We start from the raw sequence: 21,696 nt of genomic DNA, 5'->3' as shown, positions 1-21,696 counted from the left end.
CAAATCCAAAGCTACCTTTTTGTTGATATTTACTATCAGCTTCTGATTTTGGCACTGCATTTTTCGCCAGCTCTTTGGTTTCCGTTAACCCGAGGTTTTTTACAAACTCATCTTTGTTCGGAATGTCCGCACCGTTTTTGTTTTTTTCTAAGCGGGAATTGGCATTTTCGTGAGCAGCATTTACATGAGCATCTGTTTCATCTTTAGAATAAGCACCTATTTCACCAGAAGTTGGTTTATTTGCAGTGTTATAGTCTCGCCTCCAGCTTGGCTGATAATCCTTGCCATGGTTACCATAAGTAAATTGAGCATTTGGGATACAACCATCCACCGATGTAGGAGCTGTTGTAACACGGACCGTCATAATACCTTCGATACCCATGACTTCTACAACCGCGCCAGCCAAATGGATTGATCCACAACCAGTATCAGTGATTCTTTTGTTGTTAGCGTACCACCATGAACCTTTATACATCCAATATGGATGGTTAAAAGCACCTTGGCTTTTCAGCCATGCAATGAATTCTTCAGTTGTCCAAACACCATCACCAGTATTGATAGAACCACTAAACGCCCTAGCTGAACCAATATTACGGTTAAATGCATCTTTATCAGCTACATCAGCACCATTCTTGTTTTTCTCCAAACGCGTATTCGCATTATTATTCGCCGCATTAGCCAGATCATATGCCGCTTTCACCGCTTTTGGTGTTGCCGCGTGGGTTTCGCTATTACTGTCTACCGCGCTGTTCAGGATGACAAATCCTTTTTCTTTCAGTGTCGCATCCGGATGGTTACGGCTGTTCGCGTGTTTTGTAATGGAATTATCCACATACTCACGGGTTGCCAGAACAATGGATGGATCAACTTTCAGCGTGACCGCATTTGCGCTGCTGACAATCAGGATCATTCGGATCGTCTGAGTACGGCCAGAGCCTTCCTGTAATTGTGGTTTGTAGGTTTCTGCGCAGTTACCTACTGCAACCAGAACGCCATCTTTGTCATACAGACCGATTTCACGGATCCACCAGCCACCTTCGGTTTCAGGAATAACCTGTTCCGCGATAATCTGGTTGGTGTTTTTCGGATCGATGCTCAGCGTATTAATCGCTGCCCGGCGTTTTTCATTAATCAATTTGGTTTGTTTGGTATCCGGTACCGGCAGGCTGCCACCACCATCACCAACGGCCATATGGGTAATTTCAATTTTTGTACCCAGTGCCGCAGCATTTGCCAATTTATCTGCGCCTAATTGTGTCAGCAACGCAAAATATTTGGTACTCATGGTCTAATCCTCATGTCGTCAATAATATGTACCCCCGCGCCCACAATTTCTGAGCCGGATACGGTCACTTCTTTCGGGAAATAGGGGTAAACGGTTAGTTCGTCACCGCTGTAAGTCGCTGCCGAGTAGTGATATCCACCACGGGTATCAAGGTTGATATCCAGCCCGATTAAATGTCGGCTCACTGGCTTGGCGTCAAAAATCAGTTTTTCCAGCTCTTCGAACATTTCATGGGTAATACCGCTATCCAGCACACCGATATCCAGCCGGAAGGTGCCCGGAGCATCGTTGGTCTGCCACCACTCTTTAACCCGGATGAGATAACCCAACGGTTCAATCACTCTTCGGATTGCTCCAATTGTTCCTTTGTGTTTATGCAGGAACAGTGAACCTTTGATCACTTCCCTTTTGATGTTCTCAGGCCAGTTCTCGTCCCAGCGATCTACAGACCACGCCCATGCCAGATAAGGCAACAATGATGCCGGACAGGTATCCGGGTTCCACAGCTCACGTAATGGGATTTTGATCTTCTGCAACTTGGCACAGGCTTTCGCCGCAGCCAGTTCTAACTGCGTTGAACCCATCGGCAGAAGGCGATCATTCATCAGAGCCTCCCATTGTCAGCGTGGTTTTGGTGCAGTAAGAAGCCTGTGTTTTATCCAGCACGACGTCTTTCAGTGGCGCTTTCAGTTCTACGCGCTGGACACCTTCTACATGCAAGGCGGCATAAATCGCGGACAAACGAATGTCACGCCCCAGACGATGCTGTGCTTCGACGTAGTGTTTCAGCTTCTGCTCCGCTGCTTTGCGGATAGGTTCTGATTCCGGTGTCGGGAAGATGTACAGCACTGCGTCAATTTCATATTCCACGATTTTTGCTGACTGGACTTTCAGGCGATCAGCCACCGGACGCACGTTTTCGTCGTTCAGGGCTTTTTCGACAATTTCCAGCAACTCTTTGGATGCAACGCCTTTGTCCTGGCGGGACATAATCGTGACTGTGACGTTAGCCGGTGACGGGCTGATTGCCGAAGCATCTGCAACACGGCCATCCGCACTGCGGGCATGAAACTCATAAGCTCCCACCGGGCCTGCAACACTCAGGCCTTCAAAAGCCTGTGGAATACGGACACGATAATCATTGTCGGATTCCATCACAGCCGGAGTTGGTGGAACCGTTGAGTTATCCGCAGCACGCAGAACCATACGCGATACGTTGTTATTTGCTCCCAGCTGATCCAGATCGCTACCCGTTGAATAGGCCACCATCACCGCGCGGGCAGCTTCATTAACACGCTGGCGCAGAAGCAGTTCGCGATACACGTTTTCTTCCAGCAATTTCACCAAAGGCTCGGATTCAAGTTGCAGTGTTCGTGCAATGGCATCCTGCTGCTCTTCGGGGTAAAGCGAGATCAGGCCTCTTTTACGCTCTTCTAACAGTTGTTCGTAATCCAGTGGCTCAACCACATCCGGTGGTGGTAACTGGCTTAAATCGATTGTTGGCATTGCTTACCTCACCGGAATTGAGAGTGAAAATTCTTTGGCGGACTGGTGATAAGTACCGGTAATATCCACCACCATTCTGCCGTCCTGTAGGGTTTCCATCGTGATTGACGTCAGCGTCACACGTGGCTCCCAACGGCTGATTGCGGTATAGCTGGCCGCCATAACCTGAAGTTTGATTGCCGGGTTCTGCGGCCAGTCAATCAGTTCAGGCAGTAACGACCCGTAAGTACGACGCGCAATACGACTGCCTACCGGGGTCAGTAAAATATCGCTGACGGATTGTCTGACATGGTCTAAATCACTCAACGCCCGGCCTGTCTGCCGGTTCATCCCCAGATACATCATACGGGGCCTCCTGATGTGTCACGGCCTGACTGGATGCCGATGTGTTTATGGGAATCCACGATCACACCATTGGAACTGAATGTACCGCCGGTATGTTCAATATTGCCCGTCATTTTGCCGCCATTGCGCACAATCAGATTTCCTGTGCTCATCAGCTGCGTACAGATGACTTCCGGTGTATCCAGCGTAATCCGGGTGCTGGCAACACAGGTGATTTCCGGCGCAGTAATATGGACGGAATCCGATGCAGTCACTGTCGCGGTTTTGATGCCAGTCACAGTTAATGCACCTGATTGCGGCTCATACTCCATCACTGCACCATCCGGAAACTGAACATGTGTTGCTTCAGGAGACGTTGATGGTGCCGGAAACTCATCTGAAAAAATTGCTGGCAATACAAAGGCGGTGGTCAGTTCTCCGCCTATGGACAGTAATAAAACCTGCTCACCGACACTGGGCGCCCACCATGTGCGGGAATTTCCCGCTCTGGATGTCAACCAGTGCAGCCAGTCGGTTTCGAGATTGCCTGTCGCGACCCGGCATATACCCTTTGTGGTATCCACTTGGGTAATCACGCCTGTTCGGATCAGGTTGCGCAATAAGCGCATCAGTTCAGTGAGTTGTGTGTTCATGGCGTAAGAATGCCATGAAAAAGCAGGGGAAACATTAAACTAGGCTTGTAGGAACAGACATACAAAACGGCAGGTAAAAGCCAATTAAATCAATATAATAAAAGCCTTTTTATCTCGTGATAAAAAGGCTTTTATAGGCTCTGTGAGAACTTATGCTCGGTTGTTCAAAGTGGCTACGATTTACATTGCCTGACAACTTCACGGACATATTGTTGTAGGTAATCTAATTTGGACTGGTCACTGATGATCCCTGCTCGGATATCGTAAATATCGCGTCCAGCTTTTGCAGTGAGTTCGATTTGGGTTCCATCGCCCATGCTGCGGGGGCCGGTATCTCGCTTTTGGGTGAGCTGACAGGTAGCAAGGTTGGCGGCGGCGATTTGCACCCGGCGATGACCAGCGGCAATATCAGCACGCAAAGCGGTGTTTTCTTCAGTAACATGAGCTAGTTTTCCGGAATAGTATTCATCTAATTGGGCAGCTTTACTCTGAGCGTCTTTCATCTTTTGAATCGCTGACAATGTTTCCTGATTCGCTTTCTGATGAATAGCAACAACCTGAGCACTATGCTGTTGTTTAAGGTTCGCAACCTCCCCAAGGAACAGTGAACGATGCCCCCACCAGCCAGTGCATCCTCCAATGACAAAAATGGCAATTAACGATATTTTCTTCATTCCTCCAATCCCCAACAAACCAACTCGGATTCCTGTTCACGTCGTAAGACCTGCCCATAACAGCCATTCGGCTGTCCTTTGGTTGCCCGGCAATCTCGCCCGCCATCGTAAATCCAGCGTTTAATCTCCTGACAGGCGCCTTTTTTATCTCCGGCATTGAGTTTGCGATAAAAGGTTGAGGAGAAACATTTTGAGGGACCGATGTTATACGGGCAAAAACTGGCAATTCCTGCAATTTGTGGTTCGGTCAGCGGAACATGAACGTTCTTTTTCACCCAATCAATCGCTTTGTCAGCTTCAACCCGATTCAGCGCTTCACATTGCTCAGCAGTCAGTTGCATCCCTTTATATACCGCCTTTCTATCAATACGCGTCACACCCCGGCATATCGTCCAGATACCACCGGCATCCTGATAAGCTATAAGCCGATTGCCCTCTTTCTCATCAAGAAACTGGGAAAGAATGACCGAAGAACTGGCGCCACCGATAATCAGGCCAATGAGCAACCGGCTGAGTCTGGTTTTGAGATCCTGCATATCACAGCTCTTTTGGTGCGTTATGTATCAGCTCGCTGACGATTCTGGCTGATTTAGATGCAGGCTCTACCTCCAGATTTTCCAGAATATCTTTTAAGATTAAAGTGCGTTTCATCTGCTCACGTCGATTAAGACGATAAGTCAGAATACCGAGAGAAATGCTGGCTAATACTCCCAACAGAAAACTCAGCTCATATAAAGAAAGACCGGAAAAGATGGCGGTTGTGCTGGCACAGGCATAAGTGGCATGGCTATATTTATCCATTCATGCCCCTCAATCCCAAAGCTGAATCATAGGATTACTGGCAACAGGCACAAAATCCGGCATTTCAACTTTTGTTCCATGAGGCAATGTCGCACCAAAATCAGCCAGCCCCGGATTTGCCTGCAATACACGCTCCGTCATACCTAAAGTTCGGCCATAATGACGCCAGCACAAAGCGTCCACCGTTTCGTTTTGTTGTGCAATAATTTGCATATACTCTCCTTTTATTTGCAGAAAATAATCGGTAAATCGGAGAGTTATGATCGAATAATCAGCGAAATGCCTCAATGAAACGGCATTGTTGGGGAAATAGTACAAATGAAGGGCAATTTTGCCAGATGGGATTTATTTTCGCTGCTCAGAAAAGTATAAGGGCAGGGGATAATCCCTGCCCTTATACTATTTAAATTGCTTATTATCCGTTTATTGGAGAGTTCAACCCGTCAGGCCTAATCCGATAACCAACTATCGTCCTCCCAGACACTTTGGATCAGTTCCATGATTTGATCATGTTCACTACTGCTTTTACTCCCTGTCACTTTTACGGACGTGTTGCTGCTGAGGGCAATTCTAAAATTAGTATCTGGATACTGTGGCAGTATTTTCTTCTTTAACTCGCTTTCAAGTGCAGACATGACTGATTCAGAAACATTAGCTCGCTTATCGAAAAGTATTTCAACTCGCATCATTTTCTCCCGCTAAAACCTATTCTTTTACCGAACCTGAAGTTTTTCAATCATTCATTATCTAATGATTTGTTTTTTAAAAAATTATTATAAACACTGAGACTTTTTTCATAAGGCGCAGATAACTCTGCTATCCAGACCAGTGCCAGTTCTTTGTCTTCTGCCTGATTGCATTCACAACTTGTTGCCATTCTGGCAATAAAATTAATACGTTGTGCTACCAATGATTCCATAAGAGAGTCCACTGATATGTCCGCCTCCACTCTATAACTGTATATGCATACAGTACACCTAATTAGTGAAAATTTAAAGTAGTTTTTTCCTTTCTTAAAGATAAAAATTAATAGTTAATAACTATTATTTATTTCTTTCATAGAAACTTTTATCGAAAAAATAACATTTATCAAAACAATTTCACATCTATATCACAATTCCCTCTTTCCTGTCTATCCGTACAGTTATTGACAGAACTCCAAGAGGGCCATTTTTTGTGTCGTTTATAGACAATCCGCTCTGATGTAGCTGGTGCATCAGCTTTCGGAACAACTGTCCATTGATGGATTCGTGTACAGATATATTTTTCCTGACTGAGCAACGACGATGTCACTCCCTGAATGGAGTGAATATCCTCACCATAAGGACTACCAAAAGGGATATGCTTATAAGCGAGCCTGATAACCAAATCACGACGGGCAACCCATGGCCCTCCCTGAGCCTGAATATAAGCCGCCCAGTTTCCCTTATCCGCGGCCTGTAAAACGTCATTCATTTTATTATCAGGTAAACGAACTTCTTTAAGTCGACGCAGTTCTCGCCAGACAGAAACCGGAGCACCACCAATTTGTTGAAATTGTCGAATTCGCCAACGACTCGCCCAAGCTGTTACTGATTTAGCCATATCGCGCAGTGATCCTCCCGTTTCATGATCGATTTCATCTTCCAGAGCATAACCATCAATATTTTTGGAAATGTACTTTGCGATATAACCTGTCGCACTACCTTGATTAGGATCTATCACCCGGTAATCAAAACGAGATTTTTTATCATGGTTATGCAGTAACTCTTCCTCTTCTTCCTGACAAGAGTAGTGTTCAAGGATCTTTCTGACCTGTGAAGCATGTTCCGGCAACATAAACAGCAAAATGTGCCAGTGTGGTGTCCCGTCATGATGGGGTTCAACAACCCGAAAACCAAACAGCTTAATACCCGCACGGGCAATAGCTGCGCGAGATTTTGCCCATACACTGCATAAATAGCGCTGAGTATCACGGGGAGTTGCACCTTCCCATTTTTGGACAAATCCTCCTCTATGCCTGACAGCATGGTATTTTGCTGGTGCAGTGATAGTATAAAACTCTCCTACACACCCCATTTGATTCGCGATATCTTCGAAACCGCGCATTCTGACCATTAACTCGCAGCGACGAATAGCAGGATTAGCATTACTGTGAACGACGGTCTCAGCTAATGAAATCCGCTCTCCTGCTTCATTTTCTAAATCAAAATGCTGAAAAAACTCACGATTACGCCGCTTTTGTTCCAGCCATTCGCGTAAAGCCAGTAGTGAAACATAAGGTGAGGCCGCGTTCTGCACCTGTCCAACTGCAATTGCCATATGCTCGGATTGGGTATCCCGCAAGCGTTTTAAGCGAAAATACCACCAGCGTGTGGACATCATGCGCAACATGCCGGCGCAAAGTAGATCAACAGACAGTGTTTTTCGTCCATAATTGAACTGCCGCCAATAAGGGGGATGAATGCCACATTGCAAAGTCAGCTTTGCCATTAATTGATATACCTCAGCCATATGAGAAAACCGTGTTGATTCACTCATCGCTGATTCAGCCGGAACTTGCTGCACTTTCTGCCGATTAGAAGAATCATTCGTAACAGAGTGAATCATAGAAGAATAGTGCTCATAGTTTTCCGTAATAAACACGGATATTTCATGAGCAAGCTTTAAAAGTGGTTTACGGCCATAAGTCGCAATATTGCTCAATTGTTCAATAAATGGAAAAGGAGCAATGCCCGATACAGAATGTTTGAATTGATACCTACTCTTAACTAATTGTAATCGCGGTAATACATTCTGCCCGACGGTTTTTCTCAGGTAAGCATTAGCATCTCTGCGTCCTGATTGCGCAAAGATATCGGCATAGCGATGGCTAAAATGTTTCGCCAGAAAATCCGGCATCTGGCCAATATATTGGTGGCGCCATTGGTGATCTTCTGCGTTAACTTGCCATAACAAACGCTCTGCTGATGAAACATTCTGCGGAATATTTGGCTGAAACATGCCCGACTGTTTATAAGTATGAGCGAAAAGATCACTATTCATCAATGCCACCTTAATTAAGGAAATATGAATGTCTGGCGTACACATGCCATCTGTTCAAAAAAATTAGAAAATATTTAAAAGGTGGTTAACTGGGTAACGTTAAATGTCTGGGAAACTGGCTAACTACAGCCTTAATATGATTCATCGCCTTGATCAGAGAGTGTTTTTCCTCAGAAGTAAACTGGCTGATTTCGCTGTCATGGCGGGCACGGGGAATATTTGCCAAATAGAAAATCGCGGATAAGGCCCGCTTGTTCTCTTCATAATGACAATCCCTTTTATCACGCATGTCTGCAAAAAAGCGTTTTAACTCTTTTTCATCATATCCCCAGTATATTGATCTGATCTTAGACAAATGGTTCAATCCTTCCAACCGCTGACCGAGGTTAATTTGGGCAAACTTTTCTTTTTCCGTATTCGCCATATTTTCCTCACCCTTTCACCTTCAGAGCGATTATTGTCAGAGCAATCCCTCGAACACCGTTGATATCAGGTATAGGGATTGAAATTTGGATGTTCATGATGCAATATCTCTTAATGGTTTTCGGCTTAACCAATTCGGACCCAATAAAGATCTCATTTCAAGATCTTTTGCGGGATAATAATATCTCTTATCTGTACTGTCAATGAAAAATACCAATATTGAGATCAAAATGGGGGCTGATAGTGGTGGGCGACCAGCTATCGAGCGCCTTGTACGCGCGTATGGATTTAAATCCCGTCAGGCTCTGAGTGATCATTTAGGCGTGTCCAAAAGCACAATGGCAAACCGCTATCTTCGTGATAGCTTTCCGGCGGATTGGATTATTCAGTGTAATCTCGAAACGGGTGCTTCACTGCTATGGCTGAGTACAGGGCAAGGAGAGATGTTTCCAAACGGCGAAGGGATCAAAAAAACAGAACGATTGGAAGATATCATTGCGCCGTCAATCTCCCGTGTAAGATTGTCAGGAGGTAAGCTGAATGAGGCTGATCCGGTTATTCTGGATAGTGAATTGATTTCCAAAGATCTCAGAGAACCTCTGGTGGTTGATGATGGCATATCCTGGTATGTGCTTGATGCACAAGAAGACACTATTCAGGATGGTTTATGGCTGGTCGATATCGAAGGAATGCACAGCATCAAGAAGATAGCCAAAATCCCTGTCAGTAAAATTCGCGTCAGTGATAATGATGTTACGTTTGATTGTGCTATCAGCGATATTCAATTCATTGGACGCGTGGCTTTAGTGATCTCCAGACAATAACCAGTTACGTAACAATACGTTTTCCATCAAAGTTATCGCTGATTACCAGAATAACTTTGATGGCGTTTATCATGTTAAAAGAAACATAACACATAAATCTATTCGGATTTATTTCAGTATTTTTAGTAGGTTTCAAGTTACATTGCAGCGACAAAAGTTGGACATTTCATCCGATACAAAACATGCTCCCGGAGCGGGTTACCTTCCTCAAGAGCGGGATGCATAAATGTTTTTTTATCTCTGAGCATTCCCAGCTTTTTCATCACATTTTCTGAACGAGCATTCATCAGGGTGGTAAACGCTACAATCTCATCCAGTCTGATTTCCGTAAACCCAAAATCAAGAACTTTGTGGGCAGCTTCACAGGCATAGCCTTTACCCCAAAATGGCTTATCGAGACGCCAGCCTATCTCAACGAGATGGCTACAAGTAGAAAATGGAAATTCAAGATTAGGTATATTCAACCCAACAAAACCAATAAATTCACCACTTTCTTTTACCTCTACCGCCCATAATCCCCAACCACCCTGAATCTCAAATTTACGAATACAATTATCAATCAGTGTGTCGCTTTGCTCTTTTGTCAACGTATTGGGGAAAAACTCCATTACTTCAGGATTACTGTTCAGGCGGTAAAAAGGTTCTCTATCTTCTTCCTTCCAGGCTCGAAGCCATAATCTTTCTGTTTCCAGTTCTATAATCACAATTTCCCCTTATTGATTGAAAATATGAATTTAAAATGGCATAGAAATGATATGTGAGAGTCTCACCGCTCATATAACTTAATGGGCTGATTTGATGAATGTAACTAACACATAGATAACGTAAAAGAAGAAGGAATATCAAAACAAAAACTGCCGGAAAGTACAACACGTTCCGGCAAGAATATAGAAATTTTATACCCGAGTGATTTCCACGAATTGAAAACCGAAGAGTATTTTACCAGCAGATATCAGGCAGTAGCTTTAGATTTTGCCTTATCTCCCGGAGTATCCTTGATGGAAACAATTCGTTCTGCTTCCTGTTTCTTCTTATTTTCTTTTTCCACTTGTTCAGACTGACCGATAAATAATCCGCCACGTCGGATTGACATACTCCCACAACGGCTGATACCCCGTAATTCACCGTGCTCAAGGATATCGAGTGTTTCAGCACAGCAAGTCCCTTCTACGTGACCATCAATAATAATTTCAGGTGCAATCAACTCACCTTCCACTTTACCGGCGTGCATAACACGAATAGCCCCGCCTTTTACGCGAATATTCCCGATAATTTTTCCCCAAATCTGGATATCTCCTTCCATCTCGATATCCCCTTTGAATACGGAATTCTTCGCGACAATCGTATTAGCGCGGGCTTCAGTGCCAGAGATTTTTTTCTCTTCAGTCTGTACAGGAGGAGTGATTTGTGTGACCGGGCTGGCAGCAGATGCCTCAGTTTTTTTTCCAAACATAGCTTTCATTCTCTGTTTCATATTAGTAAAGTAAAATACCAAGGCTAAAAAAGATAAAATTGCTGTTATGGTACAACCAATATTGTTGCCATATACGTACAATCCCAGTGTAATAGCCCAAGCGAGCCATAAACTGTATAAAAAAGCGTTATCTGAAAAACGATACTTTTCCATATGTTTCTCGTTCTTGTAATCTTTTATCTTTCATCAGCAAATATATCTATGTCTCTATGCCTTAGTGGATATAGAAGAAAGGCGATGAAAATACATCCTAGCATTGTACCAGTATAAAAAACAATCTACGAAGCTATAACAGAGGTATTTATGCCGTTATTACATGGATAACGTTACCAACAAAGCTTAATAGTCTGAATTATCGATAGTTTGTCCTTAAAATCCAACACAGGAAACTCATTTTAATAGAAAAATTTTGATATTTTAAATATAAGAACCATATAAACCAATAAATATGCAACATCACCAAACTAATGGTTAACAAAATAACATCATACGCAATACAGTTTATTTATATTTCATTACAGGATATGTAATTTTAATTAGAAAATTGTACCTCAACTAACCTACCTGAATACTTATCTGACCGTGAAATTATCGATTTAAATTCACCCAATATAAACATACTGGACTTTAACTAATTGAATAGATGAAAGTTCTATCATTTCTTCTGTTCTACTATCCTGTTAATAAATAAATTTAAATCTAAATTCTTAACATTTAAAACTAACATAAATATTAATTTAGAGATATAATACTGTAGTTATATAATGGATGTTACGTATACAATTTTGATATCAGCCAATATTTTTAACTCTACACTCAATTTATCACTATCTATCCAATAGATTTCAGGTTGCTTTCCAATCCCCAAGAAAGCTATTTGAACAACAGAACATATCATTAATACATTTCAAATTACTCATGATAAGGAAGATTAGGAGTATTAAATGAAAAGGACGACGGGCTTAAATCAGAAGAGTATTTTTTCTCTACAATTAACCATGCCTAACTTCGATATTCTCGAACATCAACAAGGAGGGCTGTATATTTTACTTGATGGTGAAATGGTATGGAAAGACAGCAGTAATACCTATCATATTAAGTCAAATGATATCCTTTTTATCCACCCTGGAAAATATGCCGCTAAAACCCATACAAGAAGTTGTCAGATATTATGGTTGCCATTGGGTATGGAATTTTTCCGTCATTTTATGAAACGTTTTGGCGCATTATTAATTAATATTGAACGCCATGACTCCCCTGATTATCGGTTAATTCCTTTCAATAAGTTTCCATTATTAACAGAAAGTATACGTAGTTTATCGAAACTCCTCACGTATGATTGCCCATCAGCCCTGATCCAGTTAAGAAGCGAGGAGTTACTTTTACTGCTCTCTCTCGGAAAACAAGGCGCATTACTCATGTCAGTCCTGCGTAAATTGAGTAATCGGCAAGTAGAACGGCTACAGACATTTATGGAAACTCACTATCTCAAAGAGTGGCGGCTGAATGATTTTGCCCGCGAGTTTGGTATGGGGTTAACTTCGTTCAAAGAACTTTTCAGTAGTGTTTATGGCACATCTCCACGAGCGTGGATAAGTGAACAGCGTATTCTTTATGCTCATCAATTATTATTAAACAGCGAAATGAGTATCGCTGATATTACACTGGAATCCGGTTTTTCCAGCCAGTCCTACTTTACCCAAAGTTATCGGAAACGTTTTGGCTATACCCCTAATCGTGCCAGATATGGTAAAGATTAATTATTAATATTGAGACTATACAAATTAAGGCTTTCCAGTTTCATGTAAACTTGTTTTATTTAAAACTGAAAAGCCATCGTAAGGATCAATATAATCCCTAATTTTTTTGAACACTATCTGCGCTATAAAACACTGTTCCCAATTTAATTCTTTCCCGTCCTGTTGCCAGACGATGGCGATTAGTATCCCGCAGAGAATAAACACAGCCACAGTACTCTTGCTGATAGAATTCTTCACGCTTACTGATTTCAATCATGCGGGCAGAACCACCGCCTTTACGCCAGTTATATTCCCAATAGGTTAACCCCGGATAACGGGAAGCGGCACGGACACCACAATCATTAATTTGCTGCATATTTTTCCAGCGTGAGATCCCCAGCGAACTAGTAATAACAGGGAAACCATGCTCATGAGCATATAACGCAGTCCGTTCGAAACGCATGTCAAAACACATCGTACAGCGGATGCCACGCTCAGGTTCATTTTCCATGCCTTTCGCACGCTCGAACCAGTTGTCACGATCATAGTCGGCATCAATAAAAGGAATACCCATCTGCTCTGCGAAGCGGATATTTTCCTCTTTACGCAGTTCATATTCCTTCTGTGGATGAATATTCGGGTTATAGAAAAATATTGTGAAATCTATCCCCGAAGCGAGCATTGCTTCCATCACTTCCCCTGAGCATGGGGCACAACACGAGTGCAGTAACATTTTGCTGTGGCCATTAGGGAGTGGAAGCGGCTTACGTTCATAGTTCAGTGACATAATATTTTTTACCTGACTTAGACAATAAAAAACCAGGAAGAGAACATATCCCTCCCTGTGTTTATTAGTTGCTCATCTTACCTTGTTCCTTTGCTTTACGGCAATGGAAAACAAGTAAAGCCAGATCTGAACATCTTAAGTCAATCAGTACCCTTGCACTTCTGGTAATATCTGCCCGCCATCAACCACAATTGTCTGCCCGGTGATATTTTTCGCTTCATCAGAAGCAAGGAAACAAGCTGTGTAACCAATATCTTCTGGTGTTCCCAAAGCGCCCATTGGAATTACCGTTTCAATCTGTTTCAGGTTATCCTCACCAAATGCCATTAAGCCTTCAGTCATAATCATACCCGGCATAATGGAATTAATTGTGATCCCTTGTTTTGCATATTCTAATGCAGCACTGCGCATAAACCCGAGCTGGCCTGCCTTACTGGCACCATAGTGGCTATAGCCCTGCATTCCTACAATCTCTCCGGTGATAGATGAAGTAATCACTATGCGCCCATACTGCTGTTTTTCCATGACATTCAGTGCAGCCTGAGTCAATAAAAATGTGCCTTTCAGGTTGACGCTATAGACTAAATCCCAATCTTCAACCGTCATATCTTTAATATTGTGTTGTGGGAAAATACCCGCATTTGAACAAAGAATATCGAGTCTGCCATATTTTTCGACAATTTCATTAATCACATTTTTACATGCAGAGGGATCAGTTACATCAAGGGCGATAAAATCCACTCCAAGTTCTTCAGCTACAGGAATTCCTTTCGTTTTATCCGTACCTGAAATGATCGTAATTGCACCCGCCCGTTTAAATACCTGAGCAATTCCTTTACCAATACCTTTTGTTCCTCCAGAAATAAATGCAACTTTTCCGGTTAAATTAAACATTTTTGTTTCCTTTTATATCAGTATATTAAGTTTTTATATTACATCACTCTTAATTTTCCAATATATTTTCATCACGCCACCCTATCAATAACAATAAATATAATTAGCATATTAAAAAACAATGAAATATCACTCAAACATACAAATAAAGTACGTGATGTTTTTTTATAAACACTAAGACCCACTTCTAATAAAAACACTAACAACCATTTGATATGGATTGCAAATTCCCACCTCCACCATTACCTTTAATAATCAGTGAAAATAATGACAGGCAAAAAATCGAAAATAAAAAAGGATGGGAATATGACTCGCTACAATTCACTATTAAATGAATATGACGGCAATGCATTATCACCTATTTTATTTCTAAAAAGAGCCATATTAAGTAATGGTGATTACCCTGCGGTAATAGATGGAGAGCAATGTTGGACATGGCGACAATATGGAGAACGTTGTGAAAGAGTTGCTGTTGCACTTCAGCAAATGGGGGTCGGAAAAGGCTGTGTTGTATCTGCTTTATTGCCTAATGTTCATGAATTGCTGGAACTGCACTATGCTGTTCCCTTGTCTGGCGGAATACTGAATGCCTTAAGTATCAGGACAGATGCAGCTACACTGAATTTTATCTTTGAAAAAATTAATCCCACAATATTAATTATAGATAAAAATTACCTTACATTACTGGATGGTGTTTCCTTTAAAAACCCGGTCAAAATTGTTGTCACTGCTGAAAATAATACTCTTCTACCAGAATCAGCGTTGGATTTGATTAGCTATGAGTCACTGATATCTGAGTATCCTTTTGAAACCCTGAACTTTTACCCGATTGATGAACAGGAAGCCATCAGCATTAACTCGACTTCCGGAACCAGCGGCACACCTAAGTTAGTTGTGTACTCACACCGTGGCGCATACCTTAATGCAATTTCGAATATCTTAGACTGGGATATGCCCAAATACCCGATTTATTTATGGACATTGCCCATGTTTCACTGCAATGGCTGGTGTTTCCCCTGGACTATTGCGGCACGGGCAGGCACTCATATCTGTATACGCAAATTTGATGCACAGGAAGCCATACAGATTATGCTGAAGCATCAGGTGACACACTATTGTGGTGCGCCTATCGTGCATTATTCCTTAGGGCGGGAAGCACAAAGGCTCGACATCTCTTTCAACAACAATGTCTATGGGTTGATTGCCGGTGCCCCACCAACAGAGAAGATGTTTTCCCTGCTTGATGCAGCCGGTATCAGAGCTACCCACGTTTATGGCCTGACGGAAACTTATGGGCCGGTTGTTGTTTGTGAAGATAAACCCGATTGGGCTACACTGCCAAAATCAGAAACAATTTTAAAGAAGATGCGTCAGGGAATTGTTTCCAATTTACAGGGAGAAATCAGCGTTATTGATGAAAATAACGGGCTGGCAGTACCTTTTGATGGACAATCCATTGGTGAAATTGCTATTCGGGGTAATATTGTTGCCGCTTACGGCCCTGTCGATCGAGTCACATTCGATATGACCAGTCAGTGGTTTTTTACCGGGGACTTGGCTGTTATTGATAGCGATGGTTATATTAAAATTATCGACCGGAAAAAAGATATTATTATTTCCGGGGGTGAGAATATTTCCAGCCTTGAACTGGAGAATGCACTGTCGAGTTATCCCGGCGTTCTGGCTGTGGCGGTTGTGGCAAAACCTGATGAATACTGGGGTGAAGTTCCTCATGCGTTTATTGAAATTGATGATAATACCTCAATCACTGAGCAGGAACTGGATGATTATCTCCGAACTATTGTTGCACGCTATAAGCGCCCCAAAGGTTATACTTTTTCAGCTTTACCACGTAACGCAAGCGGAAAAATACTCAAAGAGACATTAAGAAAACTCGCTAAAAATTTATAAAATAAGAGATATAAAAATGCAGAATTTTATGCAGAAGTATGATGTTACTCCCGAAGATTGTATCGTATTAAGCTTGCATCAATCCGCATGGGAGAAAGTATTATCGGGCGCTAAAAAATATGAATTCCGCCGAAGATTCAGAAGAAAAAGAACTTTTGCTTTTATTTATGTTACCGTTCCTGTCAAAGCCATAATCGGTGGTATGCTTCTTGATGAGCCAATATCTGGCACTGCCAAAGAAATTTCTGATATTGCAGAAAATGCAATTCCCGGAAATGGTCAGTCTGTTTTCGATTATTTTATTGAAAAAGATTTCGGATTGGCCATTCCGATTTTGCACGTCATTGAAACTCAAAAAGTATCATTAGATTACTTACGGGATAAATATAATTTTACTGCTCCACAATTCTATTTTTCCTTACAAAAAAATCAAATTATGCTTGATGAGTTAATAACGAAAGTTCAGGAAAAGTAATCCCGCTTTCAGCCAGATATCCCATATCACAATACATAGAACAGGCTGCATCAATCAGAGACATTGCGATCGCAGCCCCACTGCCCTCGCCCAAACGCAAATCTAAATGCAGATAAGGTTTCAGACCCAGATGCTGCAATGCCAGAACCGCACCTTTTTCTGCTGATAGATGAGATGGAATACAGTAATCCCGAACAGAAGGTGCCAGCTGAACTGCCGCCAGAGCAGAGGCATAAGAGATAAAACCATCAAGCACGACCGGAACACCTGCCGCAGCAGATCCCAAAATTACTCCGGTCATTCCCACAAGCTCAAATCCCCCCACTTTTGCCAGTACATCAAGGGGAGACTGAGCATCAGGTTTATTCACATCAATCGCCTGACGTACAACAAATTCCTTATGTTTAAGTAATCCAGCAGGCAAATTAGTCCCTAACCCCACAACATCACCGGGATCACTTCCGGTAAGTACACTGATGACTGCCGCTGCTGGTGTGGTATTCGCGATCCCCAGCTCTCCCACACCAAATACAGAGATCCCAGCGGTAAGGCGTTGCTGAACTAATTGCACACTTGCCAACAATAATGTTTCTGCGTATGCATAAGGCATAGCCGGGCCTTGTGCAATGTTTCCACAGCCACGGGCTAATTTGAGGGACAATAAATTATCTATCGGCTCACAATCAATACCAATATCAACAGGTAACACATGGGTACCGCTACTTTTCGCTAATGCACAAACCCCTGTCAGCCCCAGCAACATGTTCCGGGCTTGTATGGCTGTAACATTTTTCGGAGAAATCGCCACACCTTCGTTATAAACGCCATGATCGGCACACATAACGATAATCTCTTTTTGCAGATCCCGCAGTTTTCCAATTCCGGGCATAGCCGCAAGTTGTGCTGCCAGTGCTTCCAGACGGCCCAGACTGCCAATTGGCTTGACGAGTTTATCAATATGCTGCTCCGCCCGATCCATTTTTTCCCGATCCAGCGGTTTAATCTTTTTCAGTAACAGTGGTAATGACTGAAACTCCATGATGATCCTTCCGATCAAGTTTCAACTTAAATAGGAAAATATAAAATACACTCTAATGGATTTCTGATTGCATCACAGTGACAAAGAAGCAACGAGAATAAAATAATATTAGCTATCGACAACCTACTTCCAGATAAGGATTAAAGCCAGTAGAAAAACCACTTCACCGACTTCAATTGCTGCTCCCAGAGTATCGCCGGTTTGCCCGCCCAAATGATAGTTAAAATAGATGGCAAGCAAAAAGATAGCAATCATCGTTACCAGCATTGCAGATAACCCCTGCCAGTCACCCAGCAGCATCACCAATACAGTCCCTGCCAATAATGTGATGACTGTTTCACGGGGAGTAATGCGACCGATATAGCTACTTCCCATTCCTTCAACTTCACGGGCATAACGTTGTTCAAACATCAAAAGCACAACAGCAGTACGTCCGACAATCGGTGCACAGGATAATAAAGCCAGCAAATGCAAAGGAGGATGATAGGCAATTTCAACAACCGCAAGTACCTTAAGCAAAATGCAGAAGATCAGCCCTAATCCGCCATATGTGCCAAGGCGGCTATCTTGCATAATTTCCAGCGTTCTTTCTCTATTTCGGGAAGAAAAGATACCGTCGCAAGTATCTGCCAGACCATCTAAATGCAGTCCTCCCGTCAGAAATACCAGAGCGAGCGCATAACCAATTGCGCCAATATATACTCCTCCACCGGATTGAGTTATTACCAGCGCAACACAAGCTGCAATCACACCAACAATAAGGCCAACTAAAGGGAAAATCGGTACACCATGCCCAATTTGCCGAAAATCAATCCCTTCGGCCCATTTTGCAGGGATAGGAAGCCGGGTCATAAACTGTAATGTTGCCCAAAAGAGTTTCAACTTCATTTGATTTTTACTCCAAGGCCAGAGACTACCATCCAGACTGATTTTGCTGCCTGAGCCAGTTTCTGGTTAACCCGACCGGAAATATCAATAAAATGACGGGCCAGCCGATTCTCAGGCACAATCCCCATCCCCAGTTCATTCGTCACCAGACAAACGGGCATTGGGCAATTCAGACAAGCATCGATCACATCGTCTATCTGCTGGTGGATATATACCTCCAATGAGGTGAAATCCATTTCATCGGGTGATGCGCCTTCTGCTTTGTCAAACAAAAGGTTGGTAATTAATGTAGTCACACACTCAAGTATAATCCCCTCTTCCGCTTTACGATGCCTACGGATAACATCCCCCAAATCCTGATATCCTTCCCAGGTTCGCCAATGTAAAGGACGATCCTTCCGATGCCGTTCAATTCGAGCCAACATCTCTTCATCAGTACCTTGAGCTGTCGCGATATACAATACTTGTTCACATTGATCTGAAATAAACTGCTCCGCATAAGCACTTTTGCCACTACGTGCTCCGCCAGTAATTAAGATCATCTGATCACTCCAGAAGAAGTAGACTCCGTGTGTTCTTTCATTAACTGATAGATACGTTCTATATCCAGATGTTCACGCATACTGGCTGCCAGAATATTAAACTGTTTCTCTTTATGGCTGGCATAGCTGAAAGCAGCATTTTCCAGCGGGTTGATGCCTTTATGCATGCGAAGCTGATTCAGTAATAAACGAGTAAAATTATTCTGGTCAAACAGGCCATGCAGGTAACTTCCCATCACCGTCCCTTCCTGATTAATTGCACCATCAAACCAACTCTTCTCTTCACCATTACGTAAGTACATTTTGGCGAATGGCCTTGCCTGCTCTCTCAGGCGCGTAACTCCCATATGGATCTCATAACCCACAATGGGTTGATCACCACATAAGTTCAGCATGCCTGATAGCTCCGGCATCACAATTCCCCTGACCTGAGCTGTCTGTTTATCATTGGCAAATAAGGTTTCAGTATCGAGTAATCCTAACCCTTCCATCTGATATAAACCAGATTCGACTTCATCAACAATCTGCTTTCCAAGCATCTGGTAGCCACCACAGATCCCAATGATCGGAACCCCTGACTGGTGTGCAGCAATAATTGCCTGATCCAGCCCCTGCGTTTTTAACCATCCCAAATCACCCAATGTGTTTTTACTGCCGGGTAAAATGATCAGATCGGCATTCCTAAGTTCCAAAGGATCTGCAATATAATTAAGAGAAACATCAGGCTGGAGTGCTAACGCGTTAAAATCGGTGAAATTTGCAATATGTGGAAACCGGACAACGGCAATATTCAGGCATCTTTCTGTGTTATTTTTATCCTTTTCATATTTGCCAACCTGCAACGCAACACTGTCCTCTTCTTCCAGATCGAGTTCCAGCCACGGTAATACTCCCAGTATCGGTACTTGTGTCAGCTCTTCGATTTGTTCAATACCTGAATGCAGCAACGATATATCACCACGAAATTTATTAATAATGACCCCTTTAACCCGTGCCCTTTCTTCTGGTGCGAGTAAGGCCAGTGTGCCGTAGATAGAAGCAAAAACACCTCCGCGATCAATATCTGCTACCAGAATAACGGGAGCATCAACCAGCTCAGCCATTCCCATATTGACGATATCCCGATCCCGCAGATTAATTTCCGCCGGGCTACCCGCTCCTTCCAGTACCATAATATCGGTTGCAGCCGCAAGGCCGTTATATGCACTCAGGATCTGCTGCTGAAGCTGTGGTTTATACTCGTGATATTCTACGGCATTCATATTGCACATAACTTTGCCCATAAAAATCACCTGAGCCTTGCAATCACTGGAGGGTTTCAGCAAAACAGGATTCATGCGTACATCAGGAGTAATCCCCGCCGCTTCAGCCTGAAATATCTGAGCACGCCCCATTTCTTTGCCATCAGCAGTAATACCAGAATTAAGTGCCATATTTTGTGATTTAAAAGGAGTACAGTGATAACCATCCTGTAAAAAAATCCGACAAAATCCAGCAACCAAAGCACTCTTTCCAACATCAGACGCTGTTCCTTGGATCATAAGAGACCATTTCATGGTGTTTTACTCCTCTATATTATTGTCGCCACAGAATAACGCACCAAATGACTACATGATGAACTCATATGGATAAGTGTTTTTTATCCGCGTGAATCAGCTCACAAAGTCAAACAAATATTTTTATGCACTCTCTGTTACAATAACAATCAATATCATTAACCTATTATTAATGACGTAAGTTAACATAAAAAACAATTAGTTAATAATTAAAGGGGTGCTATTGGGGTGCTGAGAAATAGCACCCGGATATGAATTTCAATCAATTTACTTTCTTCTTCGACTGCATCCGTTCCACTTCTTTTGCTGCTAATTCCCTTTGCTTATCGATGTACTCAGCGAGATCATGTACATGAACAATTCTTGGTGATTTCTGGCTGTCATTCATTCTGTATGTCGGGAATTTTAGCTTGCCTTCAATGGCCTTGCGTTCTGCCGTTGCCGGGGTCAATTTAAGGTACTTCTCGGCTATAGCTGACAGAAGAATCTGTGAAGTTTCAAACTCTGCCATTAATAAGAATACCGTATTCATTTTCATTGCTCACCTCCTTCCTGATACCCGCTCTCCAATATCACCCTCGCCACACTCGCCGGAGTTGCCTTATCACTCCACGTTGCATCGAAAATAATGTTGTTCAGTTCATCAAAAAGAATATCGTTCAAATTCTTCGGTCTTGCAGAGTAGGGCACCCCATCGGGTACCCCTTCCATAATGTCGATAGTGAGCTGGGCTATTTCTGTTGCTTCTCGTTCCGGCTTACGGTATCCAGAATGCCAGACTACATCGGTGATATCAGACGGATCACCCCAGACTGAGGCAATAATCTGAGTCAGGTGGAATGAGTTATTGATCATTGCTGCTTTCTTCCTTCTGCTT

General features: G+C 42.8%; 27 protein-coding genes. 4 read left to right on the top strand and 23 right to left on the bottom strand.

Features of this window, described 5'->3' with window-relative positions:
* The 13 genes from Xsto_RS18185 to Xsto_RS18125 form a co-directional block, all read right to left on the bottom strand.
* On the bottom strand, window positions 1–1,285 hold a 1,285-nt coding region (locus Xsto_RS18185), incomplete at its 3' end, for a phage tail protein (RefSeq protein WP_244590442.1).
* Window positions 1,282–1,890: a phage tail protein I gene (locus Xsto_RS18180; protein ID WP_099111671.1), complete on the bottom strand. Its 609-nt coding sequence runs from the start codon at window positions 1,888–1,890 to the stop codon at window positions 1,282–1,284. The genes Xsto_RS18180 and Xsto_RS18185, both read right to left, overlap by 4 nt.
* On the bottom strand, window positions 1,883–2,791 hold the full coding sequence (locus Xsto_RS18175) for a baseplate assembly protein (protein WP_099111670.1): 909 nt from the start codon (window positions 2,789–2,791) through the stop codon (window positions 1,883–1,885). The genes Xsto_RS18180 and Xsto_RS18175 overlap by 8 nt, the downstream gene beginning before the upstream one ends.
* 3 nt (window positions 2,792–2,794) lie before the next feature.
* Window positions 2,795–3,136 (bottom strand): GPW/gp25 family protein, encoded by a 342-nt coding sequence (locus Xsto_RS18170; RefSeq protein WP_099123496.1) that lies wholly within the window; start codon window positions 3,134–3,136, stop codon window positions 2,795–2,797.
* A complete protein-coding gene (locus Xsto_RS18165; RefSeq protein WP_099111668.1) occupies window positions 3,133–3,768 on the bottom strand; it encodes a phage baseplate assembly protein V in 636 nt (211 codons plus the stop codon). Before Xsto_RS18165 ends, Xsto_RS18170 begins: the two co-directional genes overlap by 4 nt.
* A gap of 173 nt (window positions 3,769–3,941) precedes the next feature.
* Entirely contained in the window at window positions 3,942–4,442 is a 501-nt protein-coding gene (locus tag Xsto_RS18160) for a lysis system i-spanin subunit Rz (RefSeq protein WP_241538021.1), read from the bottom strand.
* On the bottom strand, window positions 4,439–4,978 hold the full coding sequence (locus Xsto_RS18155) for a lysozyme (RefSeq protein ID WP_099125960.1): 540 nt from the start codon (window positions 4,976–4,978) through the stop codon (window positions 4,439–4,441). Before Xsto_RS18155 ends, Xsto_RS18160 begins: the two co-directional genes overlap by 4 nt.
* A gap of 1 nt (window position 4,979) precedes the next feature.
* Window positions 4,980–5,243, bottom strand: coding sequence for a hypothetical protein (locus tag Xsto_RS18150; protein WP_099111665.1), 264 nt, complete (start codon window positions 5,241–5,243; stop codon window positions 4,980–4,982).
* A 9-nt stretch (window positions 5,244–5,252) separates the two neighbouring features.
* Window positions 5,253–5,456, bottom strand: a complete 204-nt coding sequence (locus tag Xsto_RS18145; RefSeq protein ID WP_099125959.1) for a tail protein X — start codon at window positions 5,454–5,456, stop codon at window positions 5,253–5,255.
* 236 nt (window positions 5,457–5,692) lie between these two features.
* Complete coding sequence (locus tag Xsto_RS18140; RefSeq protein ID WP_241538020.1) at window positions 5,693–5,932, bottom strand: DinI-like family protein; 240 nt, start codon at window positions 5,930–5,932, stop codon at window positions 5,693–5,695.
* 47 nt (window positions 5,933–5,979) lie between these two features.
* Window positions 5,980–6,162 carry a hypothetical protein gene (locus Xsto_RS18135; RefSeq protein WP_099111662.1) on the bottom strand — a complete coding sequence of 61 codons (183 nt, stop codon included), beginning with the start codon at window positions 6,160–6,162 and terminating at the stop codon, window positions 5,980–5,982.
* Window positions 6,163–6,332: 170 nt separating this feature from the next.
* Window positions 6,333–8,267, bottom strand: a complete 1,935-nt coding sequence (locus tag Xsto_RS18130) for a replication endonuclease (RefSeq protein ID WP_099125958.1) — start codon at window positions 8,265–8,267, stop codon at window positions 6,333–6,335.
* A gap of 85 nt (window positions 8,268–8,352) precedes the next feature.
* Complete coding sequence (locus Xsto_RS18125) at window positions 8,353–8,691, bottom strand: DUF5347 domain-containing protein (protein WP_099125957.1); 339 nt, start codon at window positions 8,689–8,691, stop codon at window positions 8,353–8,355.
* A 202-nt stretch (window positions 8,692–8,893) separates the two neighbouring features.
* Between Xsto_RS18125 and Xsto_RS18120 the strand changes: the two genes are divergently transcribed.
* A complete protein-coding gene (locus Xsto_RS18120) occupies window positions 8,894–9,514 on the top strand; it encodes a phage repressor protein CI (RefSeq protein ID WP_099125956.1) in 621 nt (206 codons plus the stop codon).
* Window positions 9,515–9,651: 137 nt separating this feature from the next.
* Here Xsto_RS18120 and Xsto_RS18115 read toward each other — a convergent pair whose 3' ends face one another.
* Both Xsto_RS18115 and Xsto_RS18110 read right to left on the bottom strand, forming a co-directional pair.
* Window positions 9,652–10,218, bottom strand: a complete 567-nt coding sequence (locus Xsto_RS18115; RefSeq protein ID WP_099125955.1) for a GNAT family N-acetyltransferase — start codon at window positions 10,216–10,218, stop codon at window positions 9,652–9,654.
* Window positions 10,219–10,466: 248 nt separating this feature from the next.
* Window positions 10,467–10,967, bottom strand: coding sequence for a bactofilin family protein (locus tag Xsto_RS18110; RefSeq protein ID WP_099111673.1), 501 nt, complete (start codon window positions 10,965–10,967; stop codon window positions 10,467–10,469).
* Between the two features lie 965 nt (window positions 10,968–11,932).
* On the opposite strand from Xsto_RS18110, the gene Xsto_RS18105 reads away from it, so the two are divergent.
* Window positions 11,933–12,748 (top strand): helix-turn-helix transcriptional regulator, encoded by an 816-nt coding sequence (locus Xsto_RS18105; RefSeq protein ID WP_099125954.1) that lies wholly within the window; start codon window positions 11,933–11,935, stop codon window positions 12,746–12,748.
* 97 nt (window positions 12,749–12,845) lie between these two features.
* Here the strand turns inward: Xsto_RS18105 and Xsto_RS18100 are convergent, their stop codons facing one another.
* The gene (locus tag Xsto_RS18100) at window positions 12,846–13,514 is read right to left on the bottom strand and encodes an epoxyqueuosine reductase QueH (RefSeq protein WP_099111657.1); all 669 of its coding nucleotides are present in this window, start codon (window positions 13,512–13,514) and stop codon (window positions 12,846–12,848) included.
* Window positions 13,515–13,658: 144 nt separating this feature from the next.
* On the bottom strand, window positions 13,659–14,408 hold the full coding sequence (locus Xsto_RS18095; protein WP_099125953.1) for an SDR family NAD(P)-dependent oxidoreductase: 750 nt from the start codon (window positions 14,406–14,408) through the stop codon (window positions 13,659–13,661).
* Window positions 14,409–14,714: 306 nt separating this feature from the next.
* On the opposite strand from Xsto_RS18095, the gene Xsto_RS18090 reads away from it, so the two are divergent.
* Both Xsto_RS18090 and Xsto_RS18085 read left to right on the top strand, forming a co-directional pair.
* Window positions 14,715–16,319 (top strand): AMP-binding protein, encoded by a 1,605-nt coding sequence (locus Xsto_RS18090; protein ID WP_099125952.1) that lies wholly within the window; start codon window positions 14,715–14,717, stop codon window positions 16,317–16,319.
* 28 nt (window positions 16,320–16,347) lie between these two features.
* Complete coding sequence (locus Xsto_RS18085; protein WP_141554534.1) at window positions 16,348–16,794, top strand: hypothetical protein; 447 nt, start codon at window positions 16,348–16,350, stop codon at window positions 16,792–16,794.
* On the opposite strand, the gene cobT is transcribed toward Xsto_RS18085, so the two are convergent.
* The 6 genes from cobT to Xsto_RS18055 all read right to left on the bottom strand — a co-directional run.
* Entirely contained in the window at window positions 16,754–17,833 is a 1,080-nt protein-coding gene (gene cobT / locus Xsto_RS18080; RefSeq protein WP_099111653.1) for a nicotinate-nucleotide--dimethylbenzimidazole phosphoribosyltransferase, read from the bottom strand. The genes Xsto_RS18085 and cobT overlap by 41 nt on opposite strands.
* Window positions 17,834–17,956: 123 nt before the next feature.
* Window positions 17,957–18,721 (bottom strand): adenosylcobinamide-GDP ribazoletransferase, encoded by a 765-nt coding sequence (gene cobS, locus Xsto_RS18075; RefSeq protein WP_099125951.1) that lies wholly within the window; start codon window positions 18,719–18,721, stop codon window positions 17,957–17,959.
* The gene (gene cobU, locus Xsto_RS18070; protein ID WP_099125950.1) at window positions 18,718–19,263 is read right to left on the bottom strand and encodes a bifunctional adenosylcobinamide kinase/adenosylcobinamide-phosphate guanylyltransferase; all 546 of its coding nucleotides are present in this window, start codon (window positions 19,261–19,263) and stop codon (window positions 18,718–18,720) included. Before cobU ends, cobS begins: the two co-directional genes overlap by 4 nt.
* Window positions 19,260–20,819, bottom strand: a complete 1,560-nt coding sequence (locus tag Xsto_RS18065; RefSeq protein ID WP_099111650.1) for a cobyric acid synthase — start codon at window positions 20,817–20,819, stop codon at window positions 19,260–19,262. The genes cobU and Xsto_RS18065 overlap by 4 nt, the downstream gene beginning before the upstream one ends.
* A 262-nt stretch (window positions 20,820–21,081) precedes the next feature.
* Entirely contained in the window at window positions 21,082–21,351 is a 270-nt protein-coding gene (locus tag Xsto_RS18060) for a pyocin activator PrtN family protein (RefSeq protein WP_099123258.1), read from the bottom strand.
* A gap of 2 nt (window positions 21,352–21,353) precedes the next feature.
* A partial coding sequence (locus tag Xsto_RS18055) for a hypothetical protein (RefSeq protein WP_244590441.1) occupies window positions 21,354–21,696 on the bottom strand: 343 nt, incomplete at its 5' end.

Origin of the sequence: Xenorhabdus stockiae (assembly GCF_002632825.1) — a bacterium.
Lineage (GTDB): Bacteria > Pseudomonadota > Gammaproteobacteria > Enterobacterales > Enterobacteriaceae > Xenorhabdus > Xenorhabdus stockiae.
Note: the sequence above shows the minus strand (reverse complement) of the source record. Positions and strands in the feature narration are given on the sequence as shown.

Bases quoted from the DNA above. Each gene is read 5' to 3' on its own strand.
- Xsto_RS18180 (WP_099111671.1), bottom strand. From the start codon at position 1,890: ATGAATGATCGCCTTCTGCCGATGGGTTCAACGCAGTTAGAACTGGCT.
- Xsto_RS18175 (WP_099111670.1), bottom strand. From the start codon at position 2,791: ATGCCAACAATCGATTTAAGCCAGTTACCACCACCGGATGTGGTTGAG.
- Xsto_RS18170 (WP_099123496.1), bottom strand. From the start codon at position 3,136: ATGATGTATCTGGGGATGAACCGGCAGACAGGCCGGGCGTTGAGTGAT.
- Xsto_RS18165 (WP_099111668.1), bottom strand. From the start codon at position 3,768: ATGAACACACAACTCACTGAACTGATGCGCTTATTGCGCAACCTGATC.
- Xsto_RS18160 (WP_241538021.1), bottom strand. From the start codon at position 4,442: ATGAAGAAAATATCGTTAATTGCCATTTTTGTCATTGGAGGATGCACT.
- Xsto_RS18155 (WP_099125960.1), bottom strand. From the start codon at position 4,978: ATGCAGGATCTCAAAACCAGACTCAGCCGGTTGCTCATTGGCCTGATT.
- Xsto_RS18150 (WP_099111665.1), bottom strand. From the start codon at position 5,243: ATGGATAAATATAGCCATGCCACTTATGCCTGTGCCAGCACAACCGCC.
- Xsto_RS18145 (WP_099125959.1), bottom strand. From the start codon at position 5,456: ATGCAAATTATTGCACAACAAAACGAAACGGTGGACGCTTTGTGCTGG.
- Xsto_RS18140 (WP_241538020.1), bottom strand. From the start codon at position 5,932: ATGATGCGAGTTGAAATACTTTTCGATAAGCGAGCTAATGTTTCTGAA.
- Xsto_RS18135 (WP_099111662.1), bottom strand. From the start codon at position 6,162: ATGGAATCATTGGTAGCACAACGTATTAATTTTATTGCCAGAATGGCA.
- Xsto_RS18130 (WP_099125958.1), bottom strand. From the start codon at position 8,267: ATGAATAGTGATCTTTTCGCTCATACTTATAAACAGTCGGGCATGTTT.
- Xsto_RS18125 (WP_099125957.1), bottom strand. From the start codon at position 8,691: ATGGCGAATACGGAAAAAGAAAAGTTTGCCCAAATTAACCTCGGTCAG.
- Xsto_RS18120 (WP_099125956.1), top strand. From the start codon at position 8,894: ATGAAAAATACCAATATTGAGATCAAAATGGGGGCTGATAGTGGTGGG.
- Xsto_RS18110 (WP_099111673.1), bottom strand. From the start codon at position 10,967: ATGTTTGGAAAAAAAACTGAGGCATCTGCTGCCAGCCCGGTCACACAA.
- Xsto_RS18105 (WP_099125954.1), top strand. From the start codon at position 11,933: ATGAAAAGGACGACGGGCTTAAATCAGAAGAGTATTTTTTCTCTACAA.
- Xsto_RS18100 (WP_099111657.1), bottom strand. From the start codon at position 13,514: ATGTCACTGAACTATGAACGTAAGCCGCTTCCACTCCCTAATGGCCAC.
- Xsto_RS18095 (WP_099125953.1), bottom strand. From the start codon at position 14,408: ATGTTTAATTTAACCGGAAAAGTTGCATTTATTTCTGGAGGAACAAAA.
- Xsto_RS18090 (WP_099125952.1), top strand. From the start codon at position 14,715: ATGACTCGCTACAATTCACTATTAAATGAATATGACGGCAATGCATTA.
- Xsto_RS18085 (WP_141554534.1), top strand. From the start codon at position 16,348: ATGCAGAAGTATGATGTTACTCCCGAAGATTGTATCGTATTAAGCTTG.
- cobT (WP_099111653.1), bottom strand. From the start codon at position 17,833: ATGGAGTTTCAGTCATTACCACTGTTACTGAAAAAGATTAAACCGCTG.
- cobS (WP_099125951.1), bottom strand. From the start codon at position 18,721: ATGAAGTTGAAACTCTTTTGGGCAACATTACAGTTTATGACCCGGCTT.
- cobU (WP_099125950.1), bottom strand. From the start codon at position 19,263: ATGATCTTAATTACTGGCGGAGCACGTAGTGGCAAAAGTGCTTATGCG.
- Xsto_RS18065 (WP_099111650.1), bottom strand. From the start codon at position 20,819: ATGAAATGGTCTCTTATGATCCAAGGAACAGCGTCTGATGTTGGAAAG.
- Xsto_RS18060 (WP_099123258.1), bottom strand. From the start codon at position 21,351: ATGAATACGGTATTCTTATTAATGGCAGAGTTTGAAACTTCACAGATT.